General features: G+C 67.5%; 14 protein-coding genes and 1 pseudogene. 5 read left to right on the forward strand and 10 right to left on the reverse strand.

Features of this window, described 5'->3' with window-relative positions; translation table 11 throughout:
* Positions 1-1,113 carry a pectinesterase family protein gene (locus SJY20_RS08395; protein WP_380786266.1) on the forward strand — a complete coding sequence of 371 codons (1,113 nt, stop codon included), beginning with the start codon at positions 1-3 and terminating at the stop codon, positions 1,111-1,113.
* Between the two features lie 42 nt (positions 1,114-1,155).
* On the opposite strand, the gene SJY20_RS08400 is transcribed toward SJY20_RS08395, so the two are convergent.
* Entirely contained in the window at positions 1,156-1,608 is a 453-nt protein-coding gene (locus SJY20_RS08400; protein ID WP_380786268.1) for a MarR family winged helix-turn-helix transcriptional regulator, read from the reverse strand.
* 106 nt (positions 1,609-1,714) lie between these two features.
* Here SJY20_RS08400 and SJY20_RS08405 point away from each other — a divergent pair, with 106 nt between their 5' ends.
* Positions 1,715-2,140 (forward strand): organic hydroperoxide resistance protein, encoded by a 426-nt coding sequence (locus tag SJY20_RS08405; RefSeq protein WP_380786269.1) that lies wholly within the window; start codon positions 1,715-1,717, stop codon positions 2,138-2,140.
* Positions 2,141-2,201: 61 nt separating this feature from the next.
* Here the strand turns inward: SJY20_RS08405 and SJY20_RS08410 are convergent, their stop codons facing one another.
* Positions 2,202-4,385, reverse strand: a complete 2,184-nt coding sequence (locus tag SJY20_RS08410) for a penicillin acylase family protein (protein WP_380786271.1) — start codon at positions 4,383-4,385, stop codon at positions 2,202-2,204.
* 70 nt (positions 4,386-4,455) lie between these two features.
* On the opposite strand from SJY20_RS08410, the gene SJY20_RS08415 reads away from it, so the two are divergent.
* Entirely contained in the window at positions 4,456-5,718 is a 1,263-nt protein-coding gene (locus SJY20_RS08415; protein ID WP_380788612.1) for an amidohydrolase family protein, read from the forward strand.
* Between the two features lie 50 nt (positions 5,719-5,768).
* Here the strand turns inward: SJY20_RS08415 and SJY20_RS08420 are convergent, their stop codons facing one another.
* The 8 genes from SJY20_RS08420 to SJY20_RS08455 all read right to left on the reverse strand — a co-directional run bounded on the left by SJY20_RS08420 (position 5,769) and on the right by SJY20_RS08455 (position 14,869).
* On the reverse strand, positions 5,769-7,823 hold the full coding sequence (locus SJY20_RS08420) for a putative bifunctional diguanylate cyclase/phosphodiesterase (RefSeq protein ID WP_380786272.1): 2,055 nt from the start codon (positions 7,821-7,823) through the stop codon (positions 5,769-5,771).
* Positions 7,820-8,332 carry a GAF domain-containing protein gene (locus SJY20_RS08425; protein WP_380786275.1) on the reverse strand — a complete coding sequence of 171 codons (513 nt, stop codon included), beginning with the start codon at positions 8,330-8,332 and terminating at the stop codon, positions 7,820-7,822. Before SJY20_RS08425 ends, SJY20_RS08420 begins: the two co-directional genes overlap by 4 nt.
* A 68-nt stretch (positions 8,333-8,400) precedes the next feature.
* Complete coding sequence (locus SJY20_RS08430) at positions 8,401-9,798, reverse strand: exopolysaccharide biosynthesis polyprenyl glycosylphosphotransferase (protein WP_380786276.1); 1,398 nt, start codon at positions 9,796-9,798, stop codon at positions 8,401-8,403.
* A gap of 7 nt (positions 9,799-9,805) precedes the next feature.
* The gene (locus SJY20_RS08435; protein WP_380786278.1) at positions 9,806-11,533 is read right to left on the reverse strand and encodes an alpha/beta hydrolase; all 1,728 of its coding nucleotides are present in this window, start codon (positions 11,531-11,533) and stop codon (positions 9,806-9,808) included.
* Between the two features lie 42 nt (positions 11,534-11,575).
* Positions 11,576-12,481 (reverse strand): amino acid--[acyl-carrier-protein] ligase, encoded by a 906-nt coding sequence (locus SJY20_RS08440; RefSeq protein ID WP_380786280.1) that lies wholly within the window; start codon positions 12,479-12,481, stop codon positions 11,576-11,578.
* Between the two features lie 5 nt (positions 12,482-12,486).
* Positions 12,487-13,677 carry an acyl-CoA dehydrogenase family protein gene (locus SJY20_RS08445; RefSeq protein WP_380786281.1) on the reverse strand — a complete coding sequence of 397 codons (1,191 nt, stop codon included), beginning with the start codon at positions 13,675-13,677 and terminating at the stop codon, positions 12,487-12,489.
* A 10-nt stretch (positions 13,678-13,687) separates the two neighbouring features.
* The gene (locus tag SJY20_RS08450) at positions 13,688-13,939 is read right to left on the reverse strand and encodes an acyl carrier protein (protein ID WP_380786282.1); all 252 of its coding nucleotides are present in this window, start codon (positions 13,937-13,939) and stop codon (positions 13,688-13,690) included.
* A gap of 105 nt (positions 13,940-14,044) precedes the next feature.
* Entirely contained in the window at positions 14,045-14,869 is an 825-nt protein-coding gene (locus SJY20_RS08455) for a WecB/TagA/CpsF family glycosyltransferase (RefSeq protein ID WP_380786283.1), read from the reverse strand.
* Positions 14,870-15,032: 163 nt separating this feature from the next.
* Here SJY20_RS08455 and SJY20_RS08460 point away from each other — a divergent pair, with 163 nt between their 5' ends.
* Positions 15,033-16,679 (forward strand): FAD-dependent oxidoreductase, encoded by a 1,647-nt coding sequence (locus SJY20_RS08460; protein WP_380786284.1) that lies wholly within the window; start codon positions 15,033-15,035, stop codon positions 16,677-16,679.
* Positions 16,679-17,284 (forward strand): annotated as a pseudogene (locus tag SJY20_RS08465) (NAD-dependent epimerase/dehydratase family protein); the annotation flags it as partial. The gene SJY20_RS08460 and the pseudogene SJY20_RS08465, both read left to right, overlap by 1 nt.
* Between the last annotated feature and the right edge of the window lie 171 nt (positions 17,285-17,455).

Raw genomic sequence — 17,455 nt, forward strand, 5'->3', positions numbered from 1 at the left:
ATGACCCGCTTTCCGTTCGTCGGCGCCCTAGTGTTTGCCGTCTCCGCCGCCACCCCCGGCGCGGCAATGGCGGGACAGGGCTTGACCGTCAGCCAGACCTGCTCCGCTGCGCGCAACTGCTTCTCATCGCTAGGGGCGGCGTTGGAGCAGGCGAACCGCGACAGCGACACCGGGTGGGTCACGATCCGCGTCGGGCCGGGCTCCTACCGCGAGAAGGTGACGATCGCGCGGAGCAAGGTCCGCGTGATCGGCAGCGGCGTATCGCGCACGAAACTCCACTTCGACGCCGTCGCGCAGACCGCCGGACACTATCACCGCGATGGCTGGGGCACCGCGGGATCGGCGACGCTGACGATCGACGGCAGCGATGTCGTCGTCTCGGGCATGACGATCGAGAACGACTATGATTACCTCGCGAACGATCGCCTACCTGCCGGCGACAAGGCCAGGATCGGCAACCCGCAAGCCGTCGCGCTGCTCGCCGATATCCACAGCGACCGGGTCAGTATCCGCAAGAGCGCGCTGCTGGGATACCAGGATACGCTGTTCGCCAACGGCAAGCGCCTCGTCGTCAGCGACAGCCTCGTCGCCGGCAACATCGACTTCATCTTCGGCAACGGCATGGTGCTGATCGAGCGATCTGAGATCCGATCGCGGGTCCGCGCCGCGGATACGCGCGGCGAACCGTTCCAGTCGTTCATCGCCGCGCCGTCGACGCTGCTCGATCAACCGGTCGGCATCGTGTTCTATCGCTCGCGGCTGACCCGCGAGGCGGGCGTTCCGGACCGGAGCGTCGCGCTCGCCAGGCCGTGGCATCCGACCAAGCGCTTCCCCGACGGGCGCTACGCCAATCCGCGCGCGGTCGGGCAGGTCTCGTTCATCGACTGCATCATGGACGCGCACATCGCCCCGGACCACTGGGCGACGATGAACGGCACGGCACGGAGCGGCACGATGTCCGACGTCTTCCGCCCGCAGGATGCGCGATTTTTCGAACGCGGTTCGACCGGGCCGGGCGCGAAGCATCGCGATATCGGGATGCCGGCGACTGGGCTTGGCGACATTCGCTCGATAAAAAAGACCGTCTTCGAAGATTGGCCGGAAGCGCGTTAGAGGTTCGCCTCAGGCGTTAGACTATGCTGCTGGCCGGCGCGGTCATTCGGCGCTTTCGACAAGGGTCCGCCGCAACGTCTGGATCTGGTCGGTCAGCAGTTCGAGCTGTGCTGCGGACAGTCCGGTTCGCGCGAAGACGCTTTGCGCGACGCATTCGCTTTCCCGCTCGAGCGCGCGGCCCTTGTCGGTGAGGCGGACGCGCACCTGCCGTTCGTCCCCGGGATCGCGTTCGCGCGTCACGATCCCGGCCGCGGCGAGGCGTTTGACCAGCGGCGTGATCGTGCTCGACTCGAGCGACAGCCTCTCGGCGATCGCGCCGATCGTGCGGTCGTCCTGCTCCCACAGGACGTGGAGCAGGAGATATTGCGGATAGGTGAGGCCGAGCCGATCCAGCATCGGCTTGTACACCCGGCTCATCGCCAACGAGGCGCCGTAGAGTGAAAAGCACAGCTGTCCGTCGAGCGTTCGAGGAGGAGTGGGTGCAGCGTCGATCACAGTGAGCGGACCTATTTGTAAGTGGCAGCGGTCAGGGCTCTGGACGGGAGGCCATCACGCGCCTAATTGTGTATCGCGATAAAGATTACCGCGCAAGGAGTTCACCATGTCGATCGACGTCAAATATACCGCCATCGCCTCTGCAGTCGGTGGCCGCGAAGGTTCAGCCAAAAGCGATGACGGGCGCTTCGAAGCGAAGCTGTCGACGCCCAAGGAGATGGGCGGTGCCGGCGGCGACGGTACGAACCCGGAGCAGCTGTTCGCGGCAGGCTATTCCGCATGCTTCATCGGCGCTTTGAAGGTGGCGGGCCAGCAGCTGAAGGTGAAGGTGCCCGACGACACCAAGGTCACCGCGACGGTCGGGATCGGCCCACGCGACGCCGGCGGCTTCGGGATCACCACCGATCTTGTCGTCGACCTGCCGGGGCTGGACCGCGAACAGGCCCAGCGCCTGATGGATACGGCGCATCAGATCTGCCCGTATTCGAACGCGACGCGGGGCAATGTCGACGTCGGGTTGGCGCTGGCCTGATCGGCCGGAGGGCGGCGACATCGCCGCCCTCCGTCGAACGCTTGAACCCTCGACCGGCAGGTTACCGCCCGGGCCGATAGCTGCGTTCGACATGGCCCTTGAGGTCGTCGGGATAGAAATAGACCGGGCGCAGCTTGCCCTCCGCATAGCGCGCGGTCTGGTCAGCGAAGTGATGCGACGCAGGGTCGCCGCTTTGGCCACCAGCCATCACCGCCATCGCTTTCACACGCGGACCGAATTCGACGATCGCGACGAAGCTGTTGCCGCTGGTGCCGTAATAGCGCTTCGTGCCCGGCCACGGCTTTGCCCCGAACGAGGCCAGGCTGCCCCATTGCGCGGAGGTGAAGGGTACGGGAATGGACGGCTTGGCATCGTCGAAATGCGGCGCGATCGCATCGTCGAGCCGCTGGAATCGGTTGATCTCGCGCCACGGCACGCGCCAGTCGCCGAAGTCCTGCTTCAATCGATCGACCGCAGCCGAAAGCGCGGCCAGCTTGGCGTCCGCCCCGACACGGGTGGCGATATAGTCGGGAACGTTCAGTCGCTCCGCCTGCGCGAAGCTGCCGACCTCGCGCCACAGCTGGTCGCCCCAGAATACCGCGAGGCTCGTCGCGGTGGAGTCGTAGCCCCAGCGGTGGTCCCAGCCCTTCAGCACGGCGATCGGGGCCGCGAGCGTCCGCCGTCGCGGGTCGCTGGCGGGCATGGCCTCCCATGCCGCGACGAGCCCGGGCAGCAACCGCGCAAAGGCGGGCAAATAGGGATCGAACGCCGCCGCCCGCAGGGTGTCGGAGGTCCAGCCGGTCTTGCCCGTCAGCAGCAGGTCGGCATGCACGCCGCGCGCGTTGCCGCCAACCTGGTCCATGTAGCGGGGATACTCCGCGGCCTTCGGGCTGTCGGGACCTGCCGCGCTCCACGGCCAGTCGTTGGTGTTGTGGACCCAGCCGGTGCGCGGCACAGCGACGTTGGGCAGGCTGGCAATGCTGTGAAGGCCGTGCCAGTCGGTCGCCGGATCGCTGCCGTCGACGGGGCGGGTATAGTCGAACCGGTCGCTGCGGACCGGCATGAACTGCGGCATCAGGAACGCGATCTCGCCCTTGCTGTCGGCGAACAGCGTGTCGTTCGACGAGTTGGCCTTGCGCTCGGCGACGGCCATGTAGCTCGCGAGATCGGTAGCCTTGGTACGTAGATAGCTTTGTTCGAGCGCGGGAACGGGCTTCCACATCAGCGCGGTGGCGATCCAGCGCCCTGCCTTGATCGCGACGATCGGACCGTGATGCGTGCGATAAGTGGTGAAGCGCCGCTCGCCCATCGTGCCGTCGGGCTTGCGATAGCGCAGCGTGATGGGCCGCGTCACGACCGGTCGCCGTTCGGCGCCGTAGCGATAGGCATAGCCCTGGCCGCGCCGCACGATCCGTTCGGCGAATTCGTCGATATTGTCGACAGTCGAGGAGGTGTGCATCCAGCCCGCCTTGGGATTGAAGCCCTGATAGATGAAGAACTGGCCCCAGGTGCTCGCGCCATAGGCGTTCAGGCCCTCGGCGCTGGTCATCTGCGCTTCGGAGCGGAAATAGAAGCTGGTGTGCGGGTTGATGAGCAACAGCGCTCTGCCGTTCGCGGTCAGGCGCGGCGCTATCGCGATGCCGTTCGACCCCGACGGCTCGCGCGGTACCATGCCGAGTTCCTCGGGGGTCGGCGGTGTCGGCGTGCCGTAGAAGGTCTTCAGGTCGCTGAGGGATATCCGCTCGATATCGCCGCCGATGCTGCCCTCGGTAAAGCTGAGCGCCATCCAGGGTTCGAAGCGGGTGAGGATCTTGGGCTTGGTTTGCGGGTGCGTCGCGAGATAATAGTTCAGGCCGTCCGCCCAGGCCTGCATCAGCGTACGCAGCCAGGCCGGGCTGGCGGCATATTGCGATTGGAGCTCGGCGGGATCCGCGAACAACCGCTGGCGCAGGTCGGCCCAGAGCGCGTCTTCGCCCTGTGCTTCCGCGGTACGGCCCAGCGCGGTCAGGTAATTAGCCTCGATGCGGGGAAAATCGTCCTCGGCCTGGGCGTAGATGAGGCCGAACACGGCGTCGGCATCCGACTTCCCGCGGATGTGCGGGATACCCCAGTCGTCGCGCGTAATGGTGACGCGGGCGGCCTGCGCCTGCCACCGCGCCGCCTCGGTCGGCGGAGGGCTGGGGGCGGTCGTCAGCATCGCCAACAGGATCACCGGATTGCGCGCGCGCCGAAGGACCTTATCCATGGCGGCAGCGTAAGGCGGGAAAAGGGGAAAGACCATGCGTCGGCGAACGACCAAAATGCTGTTGGCGGCGATGATCCTGCTGGCACCGGCGAGCGCCACGTCTGCGGCGGGGCCAGCAGCGGTTCCGGCGTCGATCCTGCTGAAGCCCGCCGGCGTCTTCGACGGCGTCGACGGGACGGTGCATGTCGGCTGGCAGGTGCTGGTCACCGGCGAGCGGATCGTCGCGGTCGGTCCGAACCTGCCGGTACCCGCCGATACGCGGATCGTCGATCTGGCCGGCGATACGCTGATGCCCGGCATGATCGAGGGACACGGGCATCTGTTCCTGCACCCCTATAATGAGACGAGCTGGGACGATCAGGTCCTGCACGAGCCGCTGGCGCTGCGTACCGCGCGTGCGGTCGCGAACGCCAAGGCGACGTTGCTGGCCGGCTTCACGAGCGAGCGCGATCTCGGCACCGAGGGGGCGGGCTATGCCGATGTCGGGCTGAAGGCGGCGATCGACCAGGGCATCGTGCCCGGACCGCGGCTGTCGGTCGCGACGCGCGCGATCGTGGCGCTGGGTGCCTATGGCCCGAAAGGCTTCGAGCCCGGCGTTCCGGTGCCGCAGGGTGCCGAGGAAGTATCGGGCGTCGACCAGATCGTGGCGGGCGTGCGCCGCCAGATCGCCGCGGGCGCCGACTGGGTGAAGCTGTATGCCGACTATCGCTGGCGGCCGGGCGAGGATAGTCGCGCGACGCTGAGCCTCGCCGAAATGGTGGCGGCGGTCGAGGCCGCGCATGATGCAGGGCGGCCTGTCGCCGTCCACGCCGCGACCGCCGAGGGCATGCGCCGCGCGATCGCGGCCGGCGTCGACACGATCGAGCATGGCTATGGCGGGACCCCCGATATCTTCGCGGCGATGGCGGCAAAGCGGATCGCGCTGTGCCCGACGCTCGCGGCGTCGGACGCGACCGCGCGCTATCGCGGCTGGACGGGCAGCGACCCGGCGCCGCGCGCGGTCGAACTCAGCCGGACGAGCCTGAAGCTGGCGATCAAGGCCGGGGTGCCGATCTGCATGGGCGGCGACGTCGGGGTGTTCGCGCACGGCCAGAACGCCCGCGAGATGGACCTGCTGGTCGCCGCGGGCATGCGCCCGGCGCAGGTCCTGATCGCGGCGACCTCGGGCAATGCGCGGTGGCTGCACCTGGCCGACAAGCTCGGCATGGTGAAACCGGGGCTGCTCGCCGACCTGGTCGCAGTGGCGGGCGATCCCACCGCGGACATCGGCGCCGTCCGCCGTGTTCAGCTGGTCATGAAGGGCGGGGCCGTCGTGTCGGAACGTTCGAGGTGATCGGACGCGTCGGCCCAGCCTGGTCGCACATGCGGTAGGCTTGTCACCCGTCAGCCGAACGCAGCATCTGCCTCGACCGCGCGGGGGGCCAGCAGCATCGCGCGGTGGACCTGTTCCGGCGTGGTGAGCGTGCGGGACGGTTTGCCGATCAGATACCCCTGGATCGCAGCGCACCCCTCCCTGGCCACGATCGACAGCTGGGCCGGCTGCTCGATGCCTTCCGCCAGTACCGGCATGTTCAGGCTGGTGCCGAGCGCCGTGACGGAGCGCAGGATCGAAACCGCCTGCTCGCTGTGCTCGATCTCGGCGACGAAGGATTTATCCAGCTTGATCCGGTCGAACGGAAAGGCGCGAAGGACGTCGAGCGAGGAATAGCCGACACCGAAGTCGTCGAGCGCAATCGCGATACCCATCGCCTTGAGCTGACCGAGTTGATCCAGGGCGAAATCGCGGTCGTGAATGATCGCACTCTCCGTCAGTTCGAGCGAGAGTCGCTCGGCCGGCAGGCCGCTGTCGGTCAGGGCCGATCGTACCGTATCGACCAGTCGTGGATCGGACAGGTGAAGCGGCGAGAGATTGACCGCCACGACTTGGCGATGAGGCCACAGTGCCGCCTCGAAACACGCCTGTCGCAGCACCCAGATGCTAAGCGGCACGATCAGCCCGCATTCCTCCGCGACCGGGATGAAGGTGACGGGAGAGATCGCACCGCGCGTTGGATGCTGCCATCGGATCAGCGCTTCATACCCGGAGATCTCGCCGGTCGTGACCGATGCCTGGACCTGATAGTGAAGCTCGAAGTCGCCGGCGGCAACGGCAGCGCGCAGATCGCTGGCCAGCTCGCGCCGATCGCGGACGGCGTCGTCCATGTCCGCCTGATAGAAACAGGGCTCATCGGAATGCAGCGACTTTGCGCGGTACATCGCCAGATCGGCGCGCGCGAGCAGCGTATCGGCATTGCGTGCGTCATGGACGGCGAACGCCACGCCGATGTTCGCACCGACCGAGGCGGTGAACCGATCGAATTCGAACGGTGCGGCGAACGTATCGCGGAGGCGATCGAGAAACGCCGACAGGTCCGCCGGGGTCGTATAGGAGATCAGCCCGGCGAACTCGTCGCCACCCAGCCGGGCGATATATTCTCCAGCCCTCAACGCTGCCGAGAACCGGGCGGAGAGTGCGATCAACAACTGGTCGCCGGCCTGGTGGCCATAGGTGTCGTTGACCGCCTTGAACCGTGACAGGTCGAGCATGACGACGGCCATGCAGGCATAGCCCGACTTCATTGCCAGACGGCGTCCCAGCTCATCGTTGAAACTCATCCGGTTCGGCAGATCGGTCAGGCCGTCGTGCAAGGCCATTCGCCGCAGGCGACGATAGGATTCGCCCTGACTATGGCCGTCGATCAGGGCACTGAGCGCCGCACAGCCCACCACGAGCATTGCCGCGACCGCGGTCGTGATGGCGAGCGCGGACAGCGTGCCGTCCGACAGGCCATTGCCCAGTTGCAGCACGGCGATGTGCATCGACGCCATCCCGGTGAAATGCAGCGCCGCCACTGCGAGGCCGAGCAACGCGCCCGCGCGTGCGCGTCGCCAGCGCCCTGCGCCCGTCAGCGTATGGAAGGCGGCCGCCGCCAAGACGGAGGACAGGATGATGGAGGCGACGATGTAGTGCCAGTCCCACGTCACGATGCCGTCGATGCGGTACGCCGACATGCCGAGATAATGCATCGCGGAAATCGCCACGCCGATAATCGCGCCGCCCGCAGCGCCGGCCCAACGCCGCGCCATCGCCGCCAAGGCGAGTCCGGGTGCCGCGACGACGATGGCTAGCAACAGCGATGCCATGGTGAGGATCGGATCCAGGACGACCGGCGCATGGGTCCGAAATGCCATCATCGCGACGAAATGCGTCGACCATACCATGGTCCCGGTGCTGACCGCACACAGCATGATCCAGCCAGCCATGCTGCGGCCGATCGCGGACCTGATGCGGCCGAACAATTGCACCGTTGCGGCCGATCCGACCAGGCATACCAGCAATGCCATGACGACCAGCCGCAGGTCATGTTCCTGCGTGATGCACAACGCGATCTTCATCATGCCGCGACACCCGCGCGGTGCAGATCGGCACGCGCTTCCAATACCATCGCCGCCTGGCGCGCCAGGCCAAGCAGGTAGGCGCGCTGGTCGGGGGATGCAGGTGGCCGTCTCACGGTGTCGACGACACACAGGGCGCCAACGTCGATGCCGTTCAGCAGGCGCAGCGGCGCACCGATATAATAGCGAATGAAGGGATCGCCGGTCACGACCGCGAGCGTTCCGAAGCGCGGATCGCTCTGCGGATCGCAGCATTCGAGTGCGCCTTCATGGTCGATCGCATGTCCGCAAAAGCCGCTGTCGCGGGGGATGCAGGACAGTGTCAGCCCGTGCCTCGCCTTGACCCATTGTTCGTCGCTGTGAATCAGGGACAGAAGAGCGATCGGCGCGTCGAAGGCGGCTGCGGCTTCGTTGACGAAGCGGTCGAAGCTCGGCTCCGCCGGCGTGTCGAGAACGCCGAGGCCCTTTACCGCGAGCGAGCGTCGGCGCTCATGGAAGACATTCTTGAGCATCGGCAGGGCACCATCAGACTAGCTACCCTGTGCATATCCACCCGAAATGTTGACGAATTGTAACCGGATCAAAAGGCATTTCGGTGAAACACGACTAGCGTCGTCGCGACGAGTATCCGAAGGTCGCGCCAGATCGTCCAGCCGACCAGATAGGCGAGATCCGCATCGAGCCGGCCTTCGAGGTCTGCGACGTGATCGGTCGCGCCGCGGAAGCCGTTGATCTGCGCCAGCCCGGTGATCCCCGGCTTGGCGGCGTGGCGGTCCCAGTAGCGCTCGCTGATCTCCCAGAACAGCTGTGTCCCGGCCAGGCTTCCCAGCGCATGCGGCCGCGGGCCGACGATGCTCATGTCGCCGCGCAGCACGTTGAAGAGCTGGGGCAGTTCGTCGATGCTGCTCGAGCGCAGGATGCGGCCGACGCGCGTGATGCGCGGGTCGCCGCGCTCGGTGGACCGCGCACCGGCGATGTCGCAGGCGTCGGTGCGCATGCTGCGGAACTTGTACATCGAGAACAGCCGGTTGCCGCGGCCCATCCGCGGCTGGCGGAACAGCACCGGCCCGGGACTGTCGAGTCGGATCGCGAGCGCGACCAGCGCGAGAAGCGGCAGTGCCAGCGTTATCACGACCAAGGCGGTCAGCAGGTCGAAGCTGCGTTTCAACACCCGGTTGCGCGTGTCGAGCGGTCCGAGCGACACGATCAGCGTCGGCTGGCCGGCGTAAGACGAGGACCGCAGCATCCCCAGGTCGATAAGCTCCGGGGTGACCAGTTCGCCCTGTACATTGGCGCCCTGGAGCATCGCCGCCCACAGTGCGCGGCGGTCGACCGGGCACGAGACGATCACGCGTTCCGCGCCGCGCGCCAGCGATCCGAACCGGTCGAGCATGTGCGGATCGGTGACGGTCGGGCGGATGTCGCACTCCGCGGCATCGACGATCGCGGCGTCCAGGACAACCAGGTCGACGCCATCGCGAATCACGAGCGTGGTGATCGGCTCGCCGCGCATCAGGTGCATCGATCGACGATGAAGCGCGATGCGCACCCCGATCAGCAGCAGTGCACCGATCACGCCGCCGAGCGAGATGACGATGCGCGACACGTCGGCGGCGGCATGGAGGTAGAAACCGATCAGCAGCACCGCCAGCAGCGCAGCGCCCAGCGTCTTCACGGCGCCGTACGCGTTGCGCCGCCAGTTGAGGAAGAACTGGCTCGAGTACAGCCGACGATCGGCGGCGATCGCCAGATAGACCGGCAGGATCAGGACGAGCATCCGGGTGCCGGGGATAGCCACCAGGTCGTCCCAGACGAAGCCGAACCGGACGAGGCTGGCGACCAGGAAGGCAACCACGATCGCGGCGCAATCGGCCAGGATCAGCGTGCCATAGGTGCGCAGCCGGATGTGGCGCTTGCCGTTGCGCCCAGACGCCGGGGACGGCGAGGGGGGCGGGCGGGTCACGACGTCGATCTTCATACGCGGCTCACCCGTCGGCCCGATGCCGCGCGACGAGGTCGGCCATCGCCGTCTCGATCATCGCCTGATAGCGGCGGCGGACGTCGCGGCCGTTGAAATGATGGTCGGCGCGCGTCATCGTCACCACCCGCGCGGGCGGCTTGAGCCGACGCGCGTTGCGGCCGAAATGCCGGCCCATCTCGCCAAGTCCGGGATCTTCATCGCTGAAGATCAACAGCGTCTCGACGTCGCGTGCCGCCAGCATCCGCAACTGCTCGCGCACGATCGCGGGTTCGGACCCCGGTGCGGGCGGCATTAGCCCCTTCACCGCGTGGAAACCCTGGGACAGGCCGCGCTTGGCGAGCACGCGTGCGATCCCGAGCAGATCGCCCTTGCCGCTCAGCGCACGCCGCCATTCGGCCGGGTTGCGCATCGAGCGGGCGTAGGAGCGTAGCGTCCGCTTGCTGTTGCGCGCGATGACGCGAAGGTCGTCGCCGTAGTTCCACAGGAATTTCTGCAGGTTGATGATGAAGATGCCGACCACGCGCTCGTCGGCGAGCCCGGCGTTCCAGGCGGCATCGGCACCCGAGCACAGGCCGAACGCGACCACCTTGGGATAGCCATGGCGTTCGAGCAGGTCGATGCCGGCGAACACCTCCGTTAGCCGTTCGGGATCGAAATACGGGCTGCGCATGTTCGCGCCGGCGGGGCTGTCGCCCATCCCGGTGAGGTCCATCCGCAGCGATGCGATTCCCGCCTGCGCGAGCCGCCGGGCAAGTGCCACATAGGCGCGGCCGTCGCCGATGTGGTGACTGCTTCCCTCGTGCAGCAGCAGCGCGGCGACCGGCGCGGCGTGGCCGGTCGGGCGGCAGAGCATCCCGAACACCGCATTGCCGGAACCGAAGCGCAGCGGGATTTCCTCGCAGCCGTCGAGCGTCAGCACCGGCGCGACCGATACCGGTGCTGCGGCGACCGTCTCCGCATGGGGCAGGGCGGCGAGCCAGGTCTCGACCGCGGCGAAGGTAGCCGCGGGCACCTCGTGCGTCGTCGGGTCCTGCATATAGGCGTCATAGTCGACGAAGGGGACTTCGGTGACGGCGGTGCCCTGCGCGCGCAGCGAGGCGGCGAAGGGAGGCAGTTTCCGGTCGGGACGGCCTGGCGCCAGCAACATATGCGGCGCGGGCGGGGGAATGGCGGTCAGGTCGATCGTCGCGATATCGCGCTGGAGCGCGGCGCTCCACAGGAAGCCGTTGGTATTGAGCGGACGATCGGAGTCGAGCTTTGGCACCGGATCGAGGTTCGCCAGGCTGGAGACGCTCGCCGCCGCACGCGTTTCGCGCAGGAACGCCTGCCCGGTCACGATCGGCGCGAGCATCGCCACGCCGACGACACCCTCGATCTCGGCGGCGGCGGCGGCTGCGACCGCGGAGCCCAGCCGCAATCCGCACAGTGCGACCGCGCCGGCGCCGCTCTCCTGGCGCAGACAGGCGACCGCGCGCACTACATCGGCGCGCAACGACGCCAGCGTCACCTCGCCGTCGGCGCTATCGCCGGTGCCGCCATAGTCGAACCGCAGCGTCGGCATGCCCCGCGCGGCAAGCCGATCGGCAAGGATCATTAGCCCGTAATGCGTGCACATCTCCTCCTGCGCGAACGCGGCGCACAGCACGACCCCCAGCGGGGGCGCGGCCGTCGTGGCGCCGGTCGGCGGCAGATGCAGCCAGCCGAACCGCCCTTCGAAGAAGATCGGTGTCATGATCGCCGTCGCACGGTCGAAACGAAGGACGGCACCCCCGGATCAGCCCAGTTCGAGCGTGTCGCGAACGCCGGCCGGCCAGGCGGCGATGTCGAACCCGTGATGGCGCATCAGCGCGAGCACGAGCCGCTCCATGCCGAACCCGACGCACGCGGTCTGCGCCTGCTCGCCATCGGCGGTCTTGATCCCCCAGGTGTCGGCGAAATAGGTCATGTGGTAGTTGAAGCTGAGGCACGCGGTGGCCTCGAGCCCGTCGTTGACCGGGATCAGCAGCTCGAACTTCAGCGCCTGCGCGCGTTGCGCCTCCGCCATCAGCTTGCCGCCACGGCCGAAAAACGGATCGTTGGCGACCTCCAGTTCGAACGGCAGTTCGAGCGCCGCGACGAACGCCTGGCCGCGCTCCATCCAGGTTTCGCGGAAGGCGATGACCTGTTCGGCGGTGCCGATGCGGACATATTCCCGCATCCGGAACATCTGGAATCGCGTCGGTTCGAGCGAGGGTTCGTGACGGAAGCAATAGGAGGCGACGTCGACGACATGCCCGTCGTCCGCCAGCACGCCGCGCTTGGCGACGATCGGATAGACCGGGTAGCAGGCCGCCGGGGTCAGCACGAGGTCGGCGGGCTGCTGGTCCTGCAGCCAGTCCTCGCCGCGCTCGATCTGGCCGAGCAGGGTACGGTGCGCGCGCTCGTCGCCGCAGAAACAATGCACGGTTCCCGCGAGTTGCGGGAAGTTCTTCATATAGCCGCTCTTCTCGAACACCGCCTGCGCCATCGCCGGCGGGAAGCGCATCACCTCGGCCTGCTGGTCCAGCCCGGCGCGCGTGATCGCCTGTTCGATCCCGTCATGAATGCGTTCGAACACGCCGCTGCGGCCCCAGACGCCGTCGACGCCGGTCTGGAACAGGATACCCTCGGCGATCAGCCGTTCGCGAAACCCGGTGTCCATGACTGTCAGAGCCTCCCCAGCTCGGATCGTTGCGCGAACAGCAAAGCGCCGGTGTTCGCCGCGACGCGGTCGTTGTTGATCATCAGCTGTGCGGACAGGATGTCGCGCAGATGGCGACCGACACTGAACTCGGTGTCGTTCTTGTAGCCCGCCATACCGCAGATCAGCATCGCGTGCAGCACCGCCTGATGGCACATTTCCGACGCGTCGTATTTGAGCATGTTGAGCACAGTCGCGCGGGCGATGCCGACAGGCCAGCGGGCGTCCGCTTCGGACATCACGTCGCGATCAGAGCCGAGTGCATGGCTGGCGTCGTAGCTGGCGATCAGGACCGCAAGCCGTGACTGGATCGATTCGAGCAGTCCGACCGCCTGCATCAGCCGGGTCGATCCCAGCGTCGGCGCGTTCGGCTGGCGGCGTGCCTGCGCGCGGAGGAACTTGCGCGCCCGCGTCACCGCGGCCACCGCGATCCCCGTCCAGACGCCGCCCCACAGCAGGTGCGAGACCGGAAGCATGGTTTCTGCGGCGATATCGGCGAACGGTGTCGCGAAGACCTGGTCGGGTACGCCGGCAGCGACGCATTCGAACCCGGTGCTGCAGGTGCCCCGCATCCCGAGAGAATCCCAGCCGCTCGTCGCGGTCATCGTGCAATCGCCGCGCGAGATGGTGACGAGGACCTGGCTGGACGCCGGGGCCTCGCGATCCGCGCGCGCGGTCAGCAGGAACAGATCGGCATAGCCGCCATAGGAGACGGTGGTGGCATGCTTGGTCAGCGTGAAGCGATCTTCGTCGATCTCGACCGCGCACAGGCTGGACCGCATGTCGCCGCCGATCCCGACTTCGGAGGTGATCGACGCGAGCAGCAGTTGGTCGCTGGCGATGCGGCGTGCGAGGGCTTCGTACCAGTCCTGATCGAGGCCGTGCATGACGATGCAGGCGACCTGGATCTGGTGCATCGCGAAGATCATCGCGGTGGAGGCGCAGGCGCCCGCCAGTCGCTGGCAATAGCCGACCAGCGTTCCCATCGTCGCGCCGTCGCCGCCGAGTGGCTCCGGGATCATCGCCCCGAGCAGCCCCTCTTCGCGCAGTGCGGCGATCGCCTCGGTCGGAAAGCGCCCTTCGCGGTCGACCGCATCGGCATGCGCCGCCGCGACCGCGACGACGCGATCGATCGCGGACTGCGATGCCTGGCTCATGAGCGCGCGGTCATGCAGCAAGGGAATCGCCCTGCAGCTTGGCGATGGCCGCCACGAGCGTGTCGATGGTGCGGAACGTCGCGCGGTTCAGCAGCGCGTCGGGAAATTCGACATCGAAGGCCTCCTCGATGCCCAGCATCACCGTCACTGTCGCAAACGAGGTGAGGCCTGCGGCAAAGAGGTCCTGATCGGACCCGACAGTGGCGACGGGGACGGCGAGTCCGCCGACGTCCTCCAGAATGCCGCGAAGCTGATCTTCCATAGTAACGCCCTCGAACTGGAGATTTTCCCGGCGATAGGACCTTGAGGCCATCAGCCGGATCCCGCCTTCGCGGCTACGCGCCGGCGGTTAAGATTGCGTCACCCCTTAGGGGCGACGCTGACGATTGCGACGTAAATCGGTCACGACCGACGCCAGGAAGCCAACGCTGCTCGGCCCATAACGTCGCATCATCCGCCGCGGTTCGAGCAGAATACGCCATAGCCATTCGAGATTGAGCCGGACCATCATCGCCGGCGGCGGCACGGTAAGCCCGAGCGCGATCTTGAACGACTGGCCGACGCACAGCGCCCAGCACGGCGGCAGCAGCGGCCGGTGGCGATGGACGAAGATCTCGCTGCGGGGTGCGCCGACGCACAGGAACAGCAACGTCGTCTCGAAATCGGCGATCCGCTCGGCCAGGCCGACGCCGTACGCCGGGTCGTTCTCGAACCCGAACGGCGGGATCAGCATGTCGTACGCGGCGTCGGGGATATGGTCCGCGATCCACGCCCGGATCGCCTCCGCGGTCTCCTCGCCGTCGACCACGAAGACCATGCGGTGCGCGGCGAGGCGATCGGGCTCGGCGAGCATGGCGTCGACGACTTCGCGACCGGTGATGCGGCCCGGCAGCGCCTGCCCCCGAAGCTGGGCGTAGCGGAACACCGGGAAGCCGTCGGCGACGACGATCTGCGCACCCTGCATCGCCGCGGCGAACTCCGGGTTGCTGCGCATGTCGGCGATGTGCTGGATGTTCGGCGTGACGAACAGCCCGACCCCCTCATGCGCGGTGCGCGGGGTGGTGAGCATATAGCTGGCCGCCTGGGCGACGTCGAAATCGCGCAGGCGCATGCTCAGCAGCGGCTTGCGCACCCGACGCTCGACGCCGGTATAGGGGGGCGGCGGCTTCGGGCCACCGGAGAGCTGTTCCATAGACCGTCCCGAACGAGGCATGCGATGTTGCCAACGCCGCCGAGATTTCGACAGGCTGCCGGTTACGCGCCGGTTATTAAGACATGTTTACGGTTCAGGCGAATGTAAGGAATCGTTACAGGCGGTTAACCCGTGGGCAGCGTTTTGCGGCTACCGAGCGCGCATGATCATCGATGCCTCCGAATTGCCCGACGCTACGCTGTCCGCCCGGGTGTGCATCGTCGGCGCTGGCCCGGTCGGGATCTCGCTGGCGCTCTCGCTTGCTGAAGCCGGGGTCGAGGTACTGCTGCTCGAAGCGGGTGGTGCGGAGCAGAGCGACGCCAGCCAGGCGTTCTACGAGGGGGCGGTGGCCGATCCGGCGATGCACAGCCCGCTCGACGAATATCGCGAACGCCGGCTCGGCGGATCGACGACGATCTGGGGCGGGCGCTGCATGCCGTTCGATCCGATCGACTTCGAACAGCGCGACTGGATACCGCACAGCGGCTGGCCGATCGGCCCCGACGCGCTCGCGCCCTATTACCCAGGCGCGAACAGGCTCTGCGAGGCGGGTGCGTTCGCCTACACCACCGAAAGCGCGTTCGGTCGGCCGATGCGACCGATGATCGCGGGGTTCGACGGCGAAAGCTTCACCACCGACACGCTGGAGCGGTTCAGTTGCCCGACCGATTTCGGGACACGCTACCGCGATCGGCTGGCGCAGGCGCCAACGCTCCGGGTGGTGCTTAACGCCGCGGTCACCGAGATCGATCTCGACGAGGGCGGGGCGATCGTGACCGGCCTGACGGTCCGGACCGCAAGCGGCGGCACGATCGCGGTAAACGCCGATCGGTACGTGTTGGCGATGGGTGGCCTCGAAACTACACGGCTGCTGCTGGCGAGCCGGCGGGTGCAGGCGGACGGCATCGGCAATCGCCACGGCGTGCTCGGACGCTATTACATGTGTCACCTGGCGGGGACGATGGGGGTCTTTCGTGCTGCCGGCGGGCGCGACGCGGTGTGGCATGGCTATGACGTCGCCGACGATGGCAGCTATTGTCGGCGCCGCCTCGCGTTGCGGCCCGAGGTCCAGCGCACGCACCGCGTCGGGAATTTCGTCGCGCGGCTGCATCACCCGCGGATCGCCGATTCGCATCACGATACCGCGGTGCTGTCGGCGCTGTATCTCGGCCGCAGCCTGGTGCCGAAGCAATATCGCAAGCGGCTAGGGGATGCCGATCCCGACGGCTTTTCCGGCACGCTGCGCCATCTGGCCAACGTCGCGCGCGATCCGATCGGCGTGGCGCGGTTCGCTCAGGGCATGCTGCTCGGCCGCAAGCTGGCGGCGCGGAAATTCCCGTCGATCGTGGTGACGCCGCGCAGCGGGGCGTTCAGTCTCGATTTCCATGCCGAGCAAGAGCCCAATCCGGACAGCCGGGTCCGGCTCGGGTCCGATGTCGACGCTTGGGGCATGCCGCGGCTGCTCGTCGACTGGCAATATACGCGCGGCGACGTCGTCACGGTGCAGGCCTCGCTGGACCTGCTGGCGCGCGATCTGGCACGGTCGGGCTGCGGTACGTTCGACTACGACCCGGACGCGGTCGAGACCGAGATGACGCGCTACGGCGCTTATCCCGGCCACCATATCGGCACCGCACGGATGGGCAGCGACCCGCGGACCAGCGTCGTCGATGCGGATTGCCGGGTGCACGGGGTCGCCAATCTCCACGTCGCCGGTGCGGCTGTGTTCCCGACCTCGAGCCAGGCCAACCCGACGCTGACCGCGGTCGCGCTGGCGTTGCGGCTCGCCGACCATCTGAAGGGTCTGTGATGCGGATATTGGTACTGGGCGCCGACGGCTTCGTCGGACGGCGGGTCGTGACCGCGCTTGCTGCCGCCGACTGGGCCGTGCCGGTCGCGGGCGGACGCCGTGCACGGGCCGACTGCGTCGTCGAGCGGATCGTGCTCGACGCGACTGACCACACCGCGGTCGCGCAAGCGGTCGGACAGGTCGACGCGGTGGTCAACTGCATCGCCGCCGATGGCCCCGCGATCGTCGCCAACGCCGCAGCGCTCGCCGCCGCGATCGGCGACAAGCGTCTCGTCCATCTCAGCTCGATGGCGGTCTATGGCGCGGCGACGGGGGTCGTCGACGAGGATACACCGATGCATGCCGACAATGGCGCCTACGCCGTCGCGAAGGCCGAGGCCGAGCGCCGGCTGGCGGTTTTGCCGAACGCGGTGATGCTGCGACCCGGCTGCATCTACGGACCTGGCAGCCCACAATGGACTCAGCGTATCGCTGACCTGCTGGTCGCGAACCGCATCGGCGATCTTGGCGCCGCGGGCGACGGGTGCAGCAATCTGGTGCACGTCGACGACGTCGTCGCGGCGGTGCTGGCGAGCCTGCAATCCCCCGAAGCGGCCGGGCGGGCGTTCAATCTCGCGATGCCCGGCGCACCCGACTGGAACGGCTATTTCCTCGCGCTCGCCCAGGCGATCGGCGCGGTACCGGTGCGGCGCGTGCCGGGCTGGCAACTCAAGGTCGAGAAGCTGGCGGCGATCCCGCTGAAGCTCGGCGAGCGCGCGTCGCGCCGGTTGCCGCCA

The organism is Sphingomonas sp. R86521 (assembly GCF_042466235.1).
Taxonomy (GTDB): domain Bacteria; phylum Pseudomonadota; class Alphaproteobacteria; order Sphingomonadales; family Sphingomonadaceae; genus Sphingomonas.